This window comes from Agarivorans sp. D1326, from assembly GCF_056958115.1.
The window spans coordinates 158,349-174,558 of record NZ_JBTWEN010000009.1; the positions used below are offsets into that span (position 1 = coordinate 158,349).

Consider the following 16,210-nt stretch of genomic DNA (forward strand, 5'->3'; position numbering starts at 1 on the left):
TGTCCGCCTAGTTATCTTCTGGGTACCAAGTGTTTAACAACTCTTGTGATTTCTGCAGTTCGTTTTGCCAGGTATCTTGGGTAACCACCGTAGGCTGAATCAAAATCACTAGCTCGGTTTTTTGGTTTGATACCGCACGGTTGGTAAACAACTCACCTAAACCAGGAATAGACCCAATGAATGGCACTTTAGAGACTATTTCTTCCTGCTTAGAACTCATCAAGCCACCAATAACCACCACATCACCAGAGCTAGCTTTAATTACCGTATCTGTTTCTCGAATATCGCTTTGTGCCAGTGGTAAATCCAGGCTATCCGCATCGCTACCAAAGCTAATTACTTTACGTTGCTCTTTTACATCGGTAACCGAAGGGTGAACATGCAACAACACTTCGCCTTGGTCATTGATTTGCGGGGTAACATCTAGGGCCACGCCAGAGAAGAACGGAGTAAGCTCCACACTTGGATTGGTAACTGGGTTAGTACCAGTAATAGTGGTATTGGATACGTCGGTGACAAAGTACTCGTCGGTACCGACTTTAATCACTGCTTTTTGGTTGTTAGAGGCTGTGATTCGTGGGCTAGACAGCACGTTTACATCACCCTGAGTTTGCAACAGTTTTACCACAGCTTGGAAGTTGCCGTCGGTAACTGTTAAAGCACCGCCGCCGCCCAGCACGCTACTGATGGCATCGCCAGGAATTTGCGACACGCTGTTAAATAATACTTCTGTAGAACCAAATACATCGCCAGCATTGGTCCAATCAATGCCTTGCTGGTAACCGTCGCTCAAGGTCACTTCAATAATCTTGGCCTCTAACACCACTTGGCGTTGCAGGTTTTTCTCTGAGTGACTTAAGAAGGTTTTAATCGTGCGAATTTCATCTGGGAAGGCGCGAACCGTCACTAAACCGGCTTGCGGGCTAACCACAACCATTCGTCCGTCGTTGGCGTAAGAAGTATCGTTACCACGATCACGGCGCATATTTATGCCTATCATGCCGCGTAGGGTTTCTTCTAATTCATACCAAAAACGCGTTTCAGTGGCCGACTCAATCTTGGTACCGTTGAAGCTATCACTGCGATTAGAGCTGTTGTTGTTATTGTTGTTATTCGAATAGTTGTTAGACGAATTATTACTTGATGAGTTATTCGAATAGTTGTTACCCGAACTATTGTTGTCGCTGTCACTGCCGGTTATACCGCCGGAGTTAATACGCGTACGAGTATAACCATAACGCTCTAGCATCAAGTAGTTTAATGGAATGGTTTCGATGCGCATGCCGGCCGGATATACATGCAAAATTTTGCCGCGACGCTTAATGTCGTAACCATACATATCAGCCACTACATCAATCGCCTCTTTTAGCGTTACCTCTTTAAGTTTTAAGGTAATTTGACCTTCTACACCTGGATGTAAAGCCACACTAAGCGGCGAGCCTTTAATCAGTGCGGGGAAAAACGCTTTAGCATCTACATTACGGGCATTCACGTCGAAGCGGTGTTCAACTTGCAATAAATTACCGGGCTGCAAGGCGAGCTCTGGCATTAGCTCAGCTGCAACTTCTGCTGGAAGCTCTGGAGCACTGATGGCGTTATCCGTTGGCACCTGGGCCTCGGAAATTGCTTGCTTAGCTTCTACAGGATCGGGGCGATTGGTACTTTGACAAGCACCCACCAATACCACCATACAACCTATAAAAATCCGTTTGATATACATGTATTACTGCCCCTGCACAGTGACGCGTTTTACCGACACCTTGTCCAATTTGATTTTATATTGCTTACCCGCTCGGGCTAACACCACATAGTCTTGGTGAAGTCGGCTTAAAGTAAAGCCGGAAATATTCTGATTTATTGCCACAAAGCGCTGATTAAGAATAGCGCCTGGTTGCTCACCACCGACAATAATTGCCTGTAAACTCGGTAAAGCTGCTCGCTTGGTGGTGCTAGTATGCTTGCTGCTGTTTGGTGGCGCGGTAGGATCGCTCAAAGAGCTAGCGTAGCCATTGCTAGCTATTAACGAACACCCCAACAATATCAAGCAAAGAGATTTAACCACTGATAAAGTCCTTATTGGTGCTTAAGGTATATATGTCGATAGTGATATCTGCCTTGGGATACTCGTCTACTTGATAATCAATTAGTTGCCACAAAAATCGCTGCGGAAGCTCTTCAACAATCTGTAAATACTTAAGTAATGGAAAATACCCGCCACTGAGTTTTAAGCGGATCCCATGACGATAGAAATTCAAACTATCAGGATTGCTTTCTTCACTACTTAATACTGGCTTTGGTGCTAAAGAGTCCATAGCCACTAATACTAAGCCTGGGCTTTTTTGCAATAACTGCTCGAGTACTTCCGCCATTTGCTCAACAGGAATCAAGCCAGCTTGCTGCTGCTCTAGTGACTGGTCGATTTGCGCCAGTTGTATTTTTAACTGTTTTAGCTGTCGGCTAATATCCTGGTTGGGATCTTCACGTAATTTGTTGTTACTAAACTCGATCAGGTTTACGTTTTCGTTGTACTTTGCATTTGCTTGTACCAGCTCTTTTTCTGCTCGCGCTTGCTTTAAGCTCGCTGGCTCTATCCACAGGTAATAACTGGGAAGCACTACAATAACCAATCCGGTTATGAAAATAAGTACCCGTTCTCGAAGGCTTAAGGCGGCAAAACGTAGCTGCCATTGTTGCCATTGCTCACTCACTGGCACCTCCTAGCATACGTTCGTCATGGTTAGAGCCACTTAAACTGAAGTGCAATTGTTGTTGCTCATCGCGATAAATTTTTAATCCGGCAAACTGCTGCTGTGACAAATCAGGATAATGTTTAAATTGCTTCAGCCATTTGGGCACCGCATCGCTACTAGTTGATTGACCAGCCAAAGCCATTTTGCCTCGTTGGATGCTAATTTGGGTTAGCCAAATCTGCTGGTCTTGAATAGAGGCCAAGGCCGATAAAGAAGAAGAGAAGCCGTTGTTCGCATAACTTTGACCTTGCAAGCGTTGTTCAAGCAGCTGTTTTAATTTCAACTCTTGCTCAGCTAAGCTCAGTTGCTGTTGCAATTTCGGGTCCACAGCTCGTTGTTCTATCGCTGCTTTTAGCTGAGCAAGCTGCTGCTCTTGCGAGTTAACTAGTTTACGTTGAGCGGCTGCCTCAACCACGGCGGAACGTGTTTGTTGCTGCTGCCAAAAACCCCAAACTAGGGCAATTACACCAACCAATAACCACAGTCCTACGGCTTGCCTTAAGGAGCCACGCTCTGGTTTGGGTCTGAATTCTTCGGTATAGAGGTTAATCCGTGTTTTCACGACAGCACCCCTTCTTGTAAGCCAGCAAGTGCAGGGATTTTATAGTATTGGTCACTAGACTCTATCGCCGAGATATCCAACAAGGCGACGTTGGGGGTAAGATTTTGCTGTAACTGTTGGGCGATTTCATCGCAAAAGCGGCTAGGAATGGCTAATTGAATATGGCTTACATCAGGCAGTTTCAAAGTGGCACTAATGTAGTCGATAGAACGTTGTAGCTCTAAACTTAAACTGTCGAAGAAAGTTTGAGTAAATTCAATCTCCTGCATTTTGCCTAAACCAGAAAATGCCCGCAGTTGCCGAGAAAAACACACTTGCCCTTGGCGCACCACTATCAGCTCTAAATCTCCGGCTTTTGGTTGCCACAGCAGCATTTGGCAACGGTCGTTGTTTTCCAACAAGTTAACTGCAGCCAACGTTTCAATTGTAATACCTTCAAGCTGAATATCTTGCTGCTGAGCTATTTGCACTAGCTGCTGGATAATCTGTTTACGCACACAAACAACATTCAGCTTTTCGCTAGCCATGGGAGTGGTAGGAGCTTGATAGTAATCGATAGCTAAATCGGGGATTTGTTCGGCGACCATATCTTTGATGGTCCAAGGCACTGCGCCAGCCAACTCTTCATCGGGAACGCTAGGCTTTTCAACCTGAAACTGTTGGTAGTGCTGGCTACCCAATACAAACACAATTTGATGGTCGCTAGATAACTGAGCTTCCTTACATAAGCTCGCAAAGGCTGCGGGCCATTGCTCAATAGAATCAATAGCTTGCTCAAAGGTTTGTTCATTTTGGTTAGCCAGAACCAAAAAGTCAGGGCGCAAATAAGCACTACAACGAGTTTTTGCGGTGTTTCTTCGCCAAAACGCTAAGCCCATTGAGTCATTGTCCTTTGATGATATCCATGTCAAACACTAGTCATCTAGTCTAAACTTTTCTTTTATTTTTTAAAGCATTGGCCGACAAATATGTGCTAATTCTCAAGATTAAAAGCGGTATATCTAGTAACTGTAGATTAGCTATACAAATACCACACTTATTCATCAAATAAATCTAAGCTAAGTGTGAGTTAAATAGGCTCGGGTTTACTAAACAAAAAGCCTTGAGCATGATGAACGCCTAAACGCTGCAAAACTCGCCACTCTTCATTACGTTCAACTCCTACTGCCATCACTTGCACCCTACCGGCGCAGCTAGCGACCAATGAGCTCACTGCTAACTGATTAACTTGCCGCACTTGAATATCTCGAACCAAACTAGTGTGCAGTTTTAAGTATTCCAACTTAAGCTCGCTAATGTATTGAGTGCTAACAACACGCTGACCTGCGCGCTCAACAGCCAGCTTAATACCTTTTTTATTTAAGGCTTTTAAGCGTAGCATTTCAGTATCGTTGAGTTGCGATAGCTGGGTTTCAGGAAACTCCAGCACCAGCTTTTGGCATTCTTTAAATGGAACAGAAAATACCCATTGTAGTAAATCACGCATTACCGACTGCTTAATCACAGTCGCTATGTTTAAGTTAATACTAATGGGCTGGCGAGAGTATTTAACCTGTTGCATCGCAAATTTTAAGGCATGCTGATCAAAGTCTGCCTGCAGGCCACTTTTTTCAGCCCAAGGTAAAAATACACCCGCGTTAATCACTTCACCTTGGTAGTCGGTAATACGCGCAAGCAGCTCTTTGTAACAAACGCGTCCATCCTCATCAAAAACTTCTTGTTGATAATAGTGCAGCGCCTCGTTACTTAGCACATGCTGCAATAAGGTACGCCAGCGCACCGAGCCCTTGCCGGTTTGGGTAGAACTCAACTCACGAGGGATGGCATACCAACCATTATGTCGCTGCATCTGCGCAACTCTTAAGGCATCCTCAGCTTGCTCGATAACCAACTGCGCGTTATCACCATATTCATAACCCGCAATACCGATGTAGAAGAAGTCATCGGCCTCGGCCACTTCAGGCAAGGGAATACGCTCGAGTAATTTTAAGATACCTGCGGCAGTGTCTTCCGCTTCATCCAAGGTAGATAGCGGCATTAACAAGGCAAAGGCATCGCCGCTATAGCGTGCTAGGTTCACATCAATATTACGGCGAGTGTACTGCTTTAAAGCCTCAGAGCTTTGCTGCAAAATTGCATCGCCTTCGTTACGTGCATATTGGTAGTTAACATCGTCCATGCCACGCAGATACACTAACAACACCGCGCCGGTGTGCGCATCGGCATCGCCAATCTCCGCTTCCAGCTGATTTAAAAAGTGAGTGCGATTAGATAACTGAGTAAGTTCATCAACAAAGGCATTATTGCGAATGATACAATCAAAGCGACTGCGTTCTTGGCGAGCTTCAATAAGTTGGGTGATCAACTGCTCAATCGCCTTACTTGCAGCATTGGGCCACTCTTTGCCACTGCCTTGCTGCACATCGCGCAGGCGACCTGCGAGAATTTGATTGCCGCGAGTTTGCAGCAATTCAGCACCGTACATAATGCTTTTTAGCCAGCGAAATACAGCGATTAATCCCAAGGCAACAATCAGCACACCAGCACCAATACCTAACATTGCTTCAGGTTCATAGGTGAGCTGTTTAAAGGGTTGTTCGACCCAAATTTGAATAAAAAAGTCAGGATGAGCCGCTAAGGGGTAACGATAAGGAATTAAGTTATTGCTATTGCCAGTGTAATTAAGCTCACGAAAGGTATAAATAACCCCGCCGCGATTAGCTACCTCAAGCACTTGAATATTATGAGCACGCAGCCAATTTGGTAACCATTGGGCAAATTCTGGCGTTTCTGGTTGAACACTCAGCTGTCCATCGATCACTTCAACGACCGAGCGCAGCTGATGCTGTTGCTGATTAAATGCCAACTGACGGAAGGTAAGCGCACCCCCAAGCAATACCAATAGCACTGCCACCACTACGCAGCTAATGGTAAATACTATGATCCGACTGGAAAATTTCATTAAGGGTGTTCCTCACCTTCAAGCTCTTAGTCGCACCATCCTTTGGTATGACCATTGCTTGAGTATATCAGTAAATTGCAAATAGCTTGGTAATCACAAACAAAAAGACCAGCCGAGGCTGGTCTTTAGCTCAAAAGTGACCAGATATTAGGGTCGTAGCATTCTCTCGCCACGGCTCATGCCACATACACCACTACGTACAACTTCTAAAATTTCAGTTGATTGAGATAGTGTCTTTAAGCAGGCATCTAACTTCGCGCTGTCACCACTTAACTGCATCACATACATGCTTGGTGTAACGTCGACGATTTGACCGCGGAAAATGTCACAAGTTCGCATCACTTCTTCACGGGTTGAACCCGCTGCACGCACTTTAACCAACATGATCTCACGTTCTACATGCTCAGCTTCGGTGAGTTCAGATACTTTTAGCACGTCGACTAGCTTGTTCAGCTGCTTAGTAATTTGCTCGATGGTGTTTTCATCACCAAAGGTACAAATAGTCATACGTGACAAGGTTGGGTCTTCCGTGGTTGATACAGTTAGTGAATCAATGTTGAAACCACGCTGTGAAAACAATCCGGTTACGCGAGACAAAGCGCCGGCTTCGTTTTCTAATAATACTGAAATAATTCGGCGCATTATGTTCTCTCCGTTTTGCTTAACCACATATCTTTCATTGACTCGGTTTTAATCTGCATTGGGTAAACATGCTCTTCAGGATCAACCATGATATCCATAAATACCACGCGATCTTTCATCGAGAAGGCTTTCTCCATGGCTTCATCTAACTCATCGGGATGATTAACTTGCATACCAACATGGCCATAGGCCTCTGCTAGTTTCACAAAATCAGGTACCGAATCCATGTAAGAGTGAGATTGACGGCCATCGTAGAACATTTTTTGCCACTGCTTAACCATGCCCAGCGAACGGTTGTTTAGTGAAACAATTACTACCGGTACGTTGTATTGCAAACAAGTTGAAAGCTCTTGAATATTCATTTGAATCGAGCCATCACCGGTTACACAAGCAACAGTGGCATCAGGGAAGGCAAACTTAACCCCCATAGCTGCCGGGAAACCAAAACCCATGGTGCCTAAACCACCAGAGTTAATCCAACGACGCGGCTTATCAAAGGGATAATACAAGGCAGCAAACATTTGGTGCTGACCCACATCAGAGGTTACGTATGCATCGCCCTTAGTAGCGCGATACATTGATTCGATCACTTGTTGCGGCTTAATTAACGTATCGCTTTTGGCGTAGTTTAAGCACTTACGGCTGCGCCATTCTTCAACTTGTGCCCACCAATCTTTAAGACTGTCAGCATCGTTTTTAGCGTCAGTTTCTTTAATGCACTCAAGCATTTGATCGATAACCGAATCAACCGAGCCAACAATGGGGATGTCTGCACGGATCGTTTTCGAAATAGACGTTGGGTCTATATCAATATGCAAAATAGTGGCATTAGGACAGAACTTCTTCACGTTGTTAGTTACACGGTCATCAAAGCGTGCACCTACGGCAAAAATAACGTCTGCATTATGCATCGACATGTTGGCTTCGTAAGTACCATGCATACCCAACATGCCCACAAAACGTGAGTCTGTAGAGGGGAAGGCGCCTAAACCCATTAAGGTTGAGGTAACCGGCATGTTGAATATTTCAACTAGCTTGCTAATTTGCTCGCCAGCTTCAGCCATAATTGCGCCACCACCAATGTATAACACTGGTTTTTCGGCTTCAGCTAAGGCTTTAACCGCTTTCTTAATCTGCCCTTTGTGACCAGTTAGCGTTGGGCTGTAAGAACGCATGCTAACTGACTTTGGATATTCATAAGGGAACTTAAGTAGAGGGTTTTGAACATCTTTAGGCAAGTCGATAACCACCGGACCAGGACGACCAGTAGATGCGATGTAATACGCTTTTTTGATAGCCGCTGGGATTTCCTCGGCCTTTTTAACTAAAAAGCTGTGTTTTACTACGGGGCGCGAAACGCCGATCATGTCGGTTTCTTGGAAGGCATCTTGGCCAATCAAGCCTGTTGGTACCTGACCAGATAACACCACCATTGGAACCGAATCCATATAAGCAGTAGCAATACCGGTAATGGTATTTGTAGCGCCAGGTCCAGAGGTAACCAATACCGTACCTACTTCACCAGTTGCTCGTGCATAGCCATCGGCCATGTGCACAGCAGCTTGCTCGTGCCTTACCAATACATGTTCAATATCGCTACTATCAAACAGTGCATCATATACATCTAATACTGAGCCACCAGGGTAGCCAAAAATGTGTTTAACACCCTGATCTTGCAAACAGCGGACGACCATTTCGGCGCCGGATAACTTCTCCATGTTCAAGCCTCCAGGCTTTATTTATTGTAATTGTGGGGATAACTCTATTATGTTGCGGGAAATGGGACTTAATATCCTGTCTTCCAAGGCTAGCACTTTAACGTTTCTTTACCCCCAGCGTCTACGCTTTTGTCTGCTCTTTCTATTCTTTTAAGCAGCTAATCATATAAAACAGCTCAAGCTTCTCGTAGCCACTTAAGAGTTATCTTCTAAGCAAGGCACAAAAAACCGGATGATAAGCAAGTTAACACCCGGTGATTCAGCACTACCATAAAGCACTTAACTACTTAATAGTATCATGCTCTTCTGTTAGCCAAATTTGCTGCTCAGGATCAGAATCTTCACTCAGGGAGATACTCACCCCCATATCGTACAGCTCTTGGATGGTCATATTGTTAGCTAACTCCATGACCTCACCGTCTTCATTAGTAAAACGCATGTTCCCTCCAAATCGTTTACCCAGACACTTTTATTTTAGTCAAGGATTCTGCACTTACCGTGCTGTCGCTCATGATATTGGCCATCAATAATTGGCTAGCCGCCGGATAACTCACTTGCTGCCACATTTCACGTGCCATAGCATCCAAATCTTGCCAGGTATTGTTTCTAATGTGCTCTGCCAGAATGTTGGCCACATCGGGATAATATACCGGCTCACTTTGATCTAGCTGAAGCCATGAATCTAGTATGTAAGGTTCTAGGCTTTCGGCTATATGTGCCAGGCCCAAGCTTTGCAAAGTATAGGCATTGGTAACTTGTTCAAACTGGCCAAATAATGGCTTAACCAACAATTTTTTACCTGCCGCCATGGCTTCTGAGGGTAGTTCAAAACCAGCGTTACAAAACACCCCGGCACAGCTGCGCAAATGCTCAAGAAAGTTTTCCCGATGAATGGGTTGTAACTCTAAGTTCTCTTCTTTTCCAACTTGCTTAATTTCTGGATGAAAACAGACAAATTGATGGCCCGTGAAACGGGTCAATAAGGGGCGGATTTGCTCAAGAGACTCAAAAGGCAAATACACCAAAATTTTGCCATTGTTTGTTAGTGCTTCCAGCTTTTCCACTAGGGGCGGCGCAATAGTTTGCTTAAAGTCGCACCAGTGAACACCGAGGTTATATTCACATGGCGCAAAATTACGTACTAATAATCGATTCCATAAGCCCATTTCTTTAGTGGGAATGTCATGTAAAAACGCTGCTTGGTGAGAGATAGAGATACTGGTTAAACCTTGCTTTTTGGCGGCCCAAGCACTCACCGGTTCAAAGTCATTAATCAGTAAGTCATAACCAGACAAATCGAGTTCGGCAAGGTCTTTGCGAAATTGCTTTAAAGAAAGATCCTTGAAGGTAGCCCATTTATCTACTTTACCGCCCTGATGATGAAAACTAATTCCTTTGAGGCTTTTGTATTCACCAAATTCTGCCACTTTAGGCGCTTTGCCAACCCTCCCTGACATCAATACATCTACCTCGATGCCTTGCTTTTTTAAAGCGCTACATAGCAAACGAGCTCGCGTAATGTGGCCGTTTCCTGTTCCTTGTACACCATAAAGAATTCGCATTATTTGGCTTACCTAATTAATACCGTAAACAATTAACAAACCTAAACAGGCACCCGCTATAACGTCGCTAATAAAGTGCACCCCAAGCAATACTCGAGAGCAGGCAACCAAACTCGCCCAGGTAAAAGCGACACCCGCCCAAGACGGAAATATCTGAGCCACGCTACCAGCCATAACAAAGGCCCCAGCACTATGGCCGGAGGGAAAGCTAAAACGATCGGAAGGGCGAATAAATACCGGTAAAGCTTGTGGTCGGTCTCGTCGGAAAATTTGCTTAAGCAGCAAATAGCACATTAGTTCAATAACAAATGCAGGTAAGGCGAGACTCCAAAAGGCGCCGGCATATGAAGTGAAGGCGATAATGCCACCAAACAAGGCATAGTAATAACCATCACCAGAATGCGATACTACTCTGGCTAGGCGGGCCACCTGTGCATTAAAGCGGTGCCCCAAACAGGTTGCGGAGATTGCATAATCCCACTGGCTCAATCGTTGTAACATACCAAGCTCCTTCTCGTGCTTTCCCACAGACTGGATAAAATGCTTTACCGAGAAATGAAACTAATTTTACAAATCCATGACAAAGACCCACTTGGTGACAAATTACACAAGTAGAGCTCGGTGCTTTTGCTGCAGAAGAAAATAGAACGGAGCCCAATAATAGATCTAGAGCGTGAGGTTTATTGACTCAGCGTGGGGTAAAAAGCGCCTCTCCTTGAATAACTAGCCTCGCTTCAGCTGGCGGCTTGTTCGCGTAGCTAAGCATGGTTGTGGCTAATTGGGCTGCTTCGATACCACGCCAGCGCCGCAAAGGTGACAAATTAGCGGAGAATACCGGTTGCAGCGCTGCCACTACTTGCTCAGAAAAACGCGCCTGTGTGCGCTCGCCGAGCAATGGCCCAGGGCGAAAAAGCATTGAGTGTTTAAAACCAAGGCAAGCTAACTGATTCTCTAACTCTCCTTTTATGCGCAAGTAATGAGAAGGAGACTTGGCGTTTGCGAACAAAGACGAGATAAGCAAACAGTCTTCAACATGATTGCGCTTTGCCGCTGTGGCAAAAGCTAAAGGAAGTTCTAAATCAATGGCTCGCATAGCGACTTTGCTGCCGGCTTGGCTAAGAGTAGTGCCAATGCAAATAAATAGGCTGTGACCTTGAATAAGCTGATGCCAACTTTCTATCTTGGCAAAATCTACAACATGCTCCTCCAGTTTATCCGCATTCACACCCGTGCTTTTGCGGCCAAATACCCGCACTTTATCCCAACTTTCATCCGCTAATAGTTGCTCTAGTAAGGCACTTCCAACTAGGCCTGTAGCACCAATTACAATTGCAGTTTTAGTCAATTTATCTCTCCTGATTCACGCTAAATTCATGCCACTACATTTGCTGTTAGCCAGTTTGCCGAGAGCTTGTTAAACTAGCCGAAAACTTGTGCACAGAAAGGCCTAAAACAATAATAAGCCTAATCGTAAACTTGTGCAGTGAAGCAAACACAAATAACAATAGACAAGGATTAATGAATGTCTGACCTAGTCAAAATTTTTGATACCACCCTACGAGACGGTGAGCAAGCGCTGGCTGCCAGCTTAACAGTAAAAGAAAAGCTGCAAATTGCCTTTGCCTTAGAGCGCTTAGGTGTAGACATTATGGAAGTAGGTTTTCCTATTTCGTCACCTGGTGATTTTGACTCAGTGCAAACCATTGCGCGTGAAATCAAAGACTCAACGGTTTGTGCACTATCGCGCGCCTTACCCAAAGATATTGATGTAGCTGCCGAAGCCTTGAAAGTGGCAGATGCTTTTCGAATTCATACCTTTATCTCAACCTCAACTGTACACGTTGAAAGCAAACTAAAACGCAGTTTTGATGATGTGCTTGAGATGGCGGTAAACGCAGTAAAACACGCGCGTAACTATACCAATGATGTTGAGTTTTCTTGTGAAGACGCAGGACGAACTCCTATCGACAACCTATGCCGCATGGTTGAAGCGGCTATTAAAGCAGGCGCAACTACGGTAAACATTCCTGATACCGTGGGTTATACCGTACCTAGCGAATTTGGCGGTATTATTTCAACCTTATTTAACCGAGTGCCTAATATCGACCAAGCGGTAATATCAGTTCACTGTCATGATGACCTAGGTTTATCGGTAGCAAACTCTATTTCAGCGGTACAACAGGGCGCACGCCAAATTGAATGTACCTTAAACGGTATTGGCGAGCGTGCAGGTAATTGTTCGCTAGAAGAAGTAGCCATGATCATCAATACCCGTAAAGATCAGTTAGGCGGTCTAGGTACAAACATTAAATCTCAAGAGATTTACCGCGCCAGCCAATTGGTAAGCCACTTGTGTAATATGCCGGTGCAAGCCAACAAAGCCATTGTGGGCAGTAACGCCTTTTCTCATTCTTCAGGTATTCACCAAGATGGCATGCTGAAGAACGAAAATACCTACGAGATTATGACGCCAGAGAGCATAGGCTTAAATAAAAATAGCTTAAACCTTACCTCTCGCTCTGGTCGCCACGTAATTAAACATCGCATGCAAGAACTGGGTTACAGCGAAGAAGACTACAAGCTAGATGAGTTGTACGACAGTTTTCTTGAACTGGCTGATCGTAAAGGACAGGTATTCGACTACGATCTTGAAGCATTAGTCTTCTTCAATAATCTACAAGATGAATCTGAACACTACCGTTTAGAGTATTTAAGCGCGCAAAGTGGCTCGGACGTTGTTTCCACAGCCACAGTTAAGCTGATAGCTGGTGAAGAAACCATACTTGAAGCGTCTACAGGTAATGGTCCTATCGATGCGGCTTACCGCTGTTTACGTAAAATCACCGGTTACGACATTAAGATAGATGATTACACCATCGAAGCCGCAGGCGGCGGTACGGCAACCGCCGAGAAAACCGATATTAAAGACGCCTTAGGTAAAGCGGATATCGTAGCCAATTACCAAGGGCGAAAATACCATGGTATGGGTTTAGCTACTGACATTGTTGAAGCATCGGCCAAAGCTTTTGTTCACGTGCTTAATCATATTCATCGCGCCGAGCAAGTGGCAAAACAAAAGCAGTCTAAATTGGGCTAGCATTTAAACAACCGGAGTCGTCATGAAAAGATTATTACTGTGCTTTATCATGATCTCCGGTTGCCTTTCGTTGTCCTCTCAAGCAGAACAGCTTCGCTTTGAAAGGAATGCCGGACACTACAGCTACCTTTGGAAAGACTCCCAAAACAATACTCAGACGCTTAATTTTAGCCTATTAAACTATCCACATAAACTCACCAAATTTACCCAATATCGTCCCGAGCAAGCTCAGCAATATGTGTTAAGCAAGCTCAAGCCTAGTCTGCGTAAAATAGATCCTAAACAAGCTAAAGTGAGCTTTAATACTCAACACGGTCAGCTGAGTTATCAACTACAAGGAAATGACCAAGAGTTTATTCAAGAGCTATCAGAAAAACTCGGTAAAGAAGTGCAGCAGCATTATCAAAACTACTTAACTAAGCACTATTTTGTAGAAAAACAAACAGCCGATGGCGCGATGGGAATAATGCCCGACCATAATAGGCTTGCCCAAGAAAGTGCAGAGTATTTGTTTAGCTGGCTTAATAACAGTTTGAATCAACTCGAAGACCAAGCCAAGCAACGGGAAGTAAGCAATTACCTACTAGGTTTTGTTCAATCCATTCCTTATAGCGAACTGCGCTCAAAGGATCGTTTGCGCGGAGCAGGCTTTCTCACGCCTATTCAGGTAATTAGAAATAATGTGGGCGACTGTGACAGCAAAACAACCTTGCTAGCCAGCGCTTTGAAGACCCTCTATCCACGCTTGGATGTTGCCATTATCTATGTGCCTAATCATGCTCTACTTGCATTAAACATGGCACCACAAGCTGGTGATGAAACTGTAAGAATAGAAGGGAAGCAGTATGTATTGCTAGAACCAACCGGGCCGGCCTTGTTCGAGCTAGGAAAGGTGGCAAAAGAAAGTGCCCAGTACATTCATTCAGGTTTGTATACCTATCAACAAATGGACTGGGTTCCACCAGAATTTAAGAGAGAGAAGTAAACTCCACCGCGTAGTCAATATCACCATCTCCGGCGCAACGAACTACTTTACCTTTGGCGCTAAAAGGCGCAACACCTTCACCACTCAAAGCCACTTCAACTTCGTCGCCAATAGCGAGCTTTACGTCTTTAACACTAATGCCCATCCCAGTTGCACTTAGGTCTTTACATAAACCAGCATAACGCTGTTGACCAACCACAATTCGCAACTCTGCGTTAATTAGCATACGGTGAAATGCACGCTTGTTTGCTTCTCCAATCATGTTCTACCTTCTATAGTTTTTCTTCTGCAAACGAGGCTAAACGGCTCCTTACCACCCCATTTAAATACACATTTGCACTACCATCAAAATCTTTAAAACGCTCTACAATGTAGGTTAATCCCGAGGTAACGGCCGACAAATAGTTGCTGTCGATTTGCGCTAAGTTACCACAGCATACCAATTTGGTTCCTTCGCCGCAGCGGGTAATAATGGTTTTAAGCTGGGAAGCTGTTAAATTTTGACATTCATCTAAAAATACAAATGCGTTCTGAATACTGCGCCCACGCATAAAGTTTACCGATTTAAACTGAATGTTAGCCTTTTCCATAATGTAATTCATAGAGCTAGACATAGATTCATCGTGTTTATGCAACACTTCTAAAGTATCGGTAATTGCGGCCAACCACGGAGCCATTTTCTCCTCTTCAGTACCCGGCAAAAAACCAATAGATTCAGCAATTTCCGGGGTGTTTCTGGTAACAATAATTTTGTCGTAGATACCTTTTTCCACCACCATTTCAAGCGCAGCAGCCATCGCTAATAAGGTTTTACCACAACCCGCTGGGCCAGTGAGAATCACCAAGTCAATATTAGGATCGAGCAAGGCATCAAACGCCATACCTTGGTAGATGTTTTTGGGATGAACTCCCCAAGCATGTTTGGCCATCAAGCGCTCATAACCCAAGTCGAGCAATTCGACATTTTGCTCGTCTTTTTTTACCACTCGCGCCGCAAAGCTTTCGGTGTCATCGATGATGTATTGGTTTACATAACAAGGGCCAAGAATTTCGGCATCAATCACATGGTGGGTATCTCGCCCTTCTGAACTACTTTCACAATCTTTAACTCGCCCCCAAAAGCTACCTTCTAACTCAGTGAAGCCTTTTGCTAGCAAACGAATATCATCGATTAGCTGGTCGGTTCGATAGTCTTCTACACGCTCTAAGCCTGCACCTTTTGCTTTCAGGCGCATATTAATGTCTTTAGTTACCAACACCACCTGACGAGGAGCGTGTTTGTCTTGCAAATAAATAGCTGCGTTGATGATACGATTATCGGGCTCATCGGCAGTAAAGTTTTGCTGGTTCTTTTCAAGTGTATGATCTGCAAAAATCGATAACTTACCACTCACTTGGTTATCAGCATCATTCTTAAGCTCTACACCATTTACAATCTGCTCTGGTGAGGCGGATGCAAATACATCTTCTAATGAGCGAATAGCCACTCGTGCATCTCTGCTAACGTCTTTTTGCCTATCTTTAATTCGGTCTAATTCTTCTAGGACAGTCATTGGAATAACGACGTCATGTTCTTGGAAAGAGTATATTGCGAGGGGTTCGTGCAGCAGCACGTTAGTGTCGAGAATGAACAGTTTACTTGGAGCGTTATTTTCCATATTTGCCCTCCATAGGCCAACAGGCGATGTGAGAAGTATTGCAAACGTTCAATCTCAGGCTAATTCATCCAGATCGGCTTTACAAACTTTTCCACACCATTAACCAACCGAGTGCCGATTTATTAATCAAATATAGAATTAAGGAAATCGGTTTAATGAAGAGATTTACCTGAAAGGAGAGCTATATGAGAATTGAGTTTAGAAGTAAACCGCAGGCAATAAAAAAGCGCTCGTGATTAGACGAGGGCTTAGTATGAGAGCCTGGCGGTGGTCA

The 16,210-nt window shown here is 44.5% G+C and carries 16 protein-coding genes; 2 read left to right on the forward strand and 14 right to left on the reverse strand.

Annotation, left to right across the window (positions count from 1 at the left end; translation table 11 throughout):
* Positions 1 to 7: 7 nt before the first annotated feature.
* The 12 genes from mshL to ACYFDN_RS17335 all read right to left on the reverse strand — a co-directional run bounded on the left by mshL (position 8) and on the right by ACYFDN_RS17335 (position 11,541).
* Positions 8 to 1,720, reverse strand: coding sequence for a pilus (MSHA type) biogenesis protein MshL (mshL, locus tag ACYFDN_RS17280; protein ID WP_483512078.1), 1,713 nt, complete (start codon positions 1,718 to 1,720; stop codon positions 8 to 10).
* Positions 1,721 to 1,723: 3 nt separating this feature from the next.
* A complete protein-coding gene (locus ACYFDN_RS17285) occupies positions 1,724 to 2,062 on the reverse strand; it encodes a hypothetical protein (protein WP_338622302.1) in 339 nt (112 codons plus the stop codon).
* The gene (gene gspM, locus ACYFDN_RS17290; protein WP_016400713.1) at positions 2,055 to 2,708 is read right to left on the reverse strand and encodes a type II secretion system protein GspM; all 654 of its coding nucleotides are present in this window, start codon (positions 2,706 to 2,708) and stop codon (positions 2,055 to 2,057) included. Before gspM ends, ACYFDN_RS17285 begins: the two co-directional genes overlap by 8 nt.
* Positions 2,701 to 3,312, reverse strand: coding sequence for a PilN domain-containing protein (locus ACYFDN_RS17295; RefSeq protein ID WP_483512080.1), 612 nt, complete (start codon positions 3,310 to 3,312; stop codon positions 2,701 to 2,703). Before ACYFDN_RS17295 ends, gspM begins: the two co-directional genes overlap by 8 nt.
* Entirely contained in the window at positions 3,309 to 4,190 is an 882-nt protein-coding gene (locus ACYFDN_RS17300) for an MSHA biogenesis protein MshI (RefSeq protein WP_152780680.1), read from the reverse strand. The genes ACYFDN_RS17295 and ACYFDN_RS17300 overlap by 4 nt, the downstream gene beginning before the upstream one ends.
* Before the next feature lie 191 nt (positions 4,191 to 4,381).
* Entirely contained in the window at positions 4,382 to 6,274 is a 1,893-nt protein-coding gene (locus ACYFDN_RS17305) for an EAL domain-containing protein (RefSeq protein WP_483512081.1), read from the reverse strand.
* A 147-nt stretch (positions 6,275 to 6,421) separates the two neighbouring features.
* Positions 6,422 to 6,916, reverse strand: coding sequence for an acetolactate synthase small subunit (ilvN, locus tag ACYFDN_RS17310; RefSeq protein ID WP_016400709.1), 495 nt, complete (start codon positions 6,914 to 6,916; stop codon positions 6,422 to 6,424).
* Entirely contained in the window at positions 6,916 to 8,634 is a 1,719-nt protein-coding gene (locus ACYFDN_RS17315; protein WP_483512082.1) for an acetolactate synthase 3 large subunit, read from the reverse strand. The genes ilvN and ACYFDN_RS17315 overlap by 1 nt, the downstream gene beginning before the upstream one ends.
* 283 nt (positions 8,635 to 8,917) lie before the next feature.
* Positions 8,918 to 9,073 (reverse strand): hypothetical protein, encoded by a 156-nt coding sequence (locus tag ACYFDN_RS17320; RefSeq protein WP_194164074.1) that lies wholly within the window; start codon positions 9,071 to 9,073, stop codon positions 8,918 to 8,920.
* A 16-nt stretch (positions 9,074 to 9,089) separates the two neighbouring features.
* Positions 9,090 to 10,196, reverse strand: a complete 1,107-nt coding sequence (locus ACYFDN_RS17325) for an MJ1255/VC2487 family glycosyltransferase (protein ID WP_483512084.1) — start codon at positions 10,194 to 10,196, stop codon at positions 9,090 to 9,092.
* A gap of 12 nt (positions 10,197 to 10,208) precedes the next feature.
* Positions 10,209 to 10,697 (reverse strand): phosphatase PAP2 family protein, encoded by a 489-nt coding sequence (locus ACYFDN_RS17330; RefSeq protein ID WP_483512085.1) that lies wholly within the window; start codon positions 10,695 to 10,697, stop codon positions 10,209 to 10,211.
* 187 nt (positions 10,698 to 10,884) lie between these two features.
* Positions 10,885 to 11,541: an NAD(P)H-binding protein gene (locus ACYFDN_RS17335; RefSeq protein ID WP_483512086.1), complete on the reverse strand. Its 657-nt coding sequence runs from the start codon at positions 11,539 to 11,541 to the stop codon at positions 10,885 to 10,887.
* 177 nt (positions 11,542 to 11,718) lie between these two features.
* On the opposite strand from ACYFDN_RS17335, the gene leuA reads away from it, so the two are divergent.
* Together leuA and ACYFDN_RS17345 are read left to right on the forward strand one after the other, a co-directional pair.
* Positions 11,719 to 13,293: a 2-isopropylmalate synthase gene (leuA, locus tag ACYFDN_RS17340; protein WP_152780690.1), complete on the forward strand. Its 1,575-nt coding sequence runs from the start codon at positions 11,719 to 11,721 to the stop codon at positions 13,291 to 13,293.
* A 22-nt stretch (positions 13,294 to 13,315) separates the two neighbouring features.
* Positions 13,316 to 14,278, forward strand: a complete 963-nt coding sequence (locus ACYFDN_RS17345) for a hypothetical protein (protein WP_483512087.1) — start codon at positions 13,316 to 13,318, stop codon at positions 14,276 to 14,278.
* Here the strand turns inward: ACYFDN_RS17345 and ACYFDN_RS17350 are convergent.
* Complete coding sequence (locus ACYFDN_RS17350; protein ID WP_152780694.1) at positions 14,262 to 14,540, reverse strand: PilZ domain-containing protein; 279 nt, start codon at positions 14,538 to 14,540, stop codon at positions 14,262 to 14,264. The genes ACYFDN_RS17345 and ACYFDN_RS17350 overlap by 17 nt on opposite strands.
* Positions 14,541 to 14,550: 10 nt before the next feature.
* Complete coding sequence (locus ACYFDN_RS17355; RefSeq protein WP_483512088.1) at positions 14,551 to 15,936, reverse strand: PhoH family protein; 1,386 nt, start codon at positions 15,934 to 15,936, stop codon at positions 14,551 to 14,553.
* Between the last annotated feature and the right edge of the window lie 274 nt (positions 15,937 to 16,210).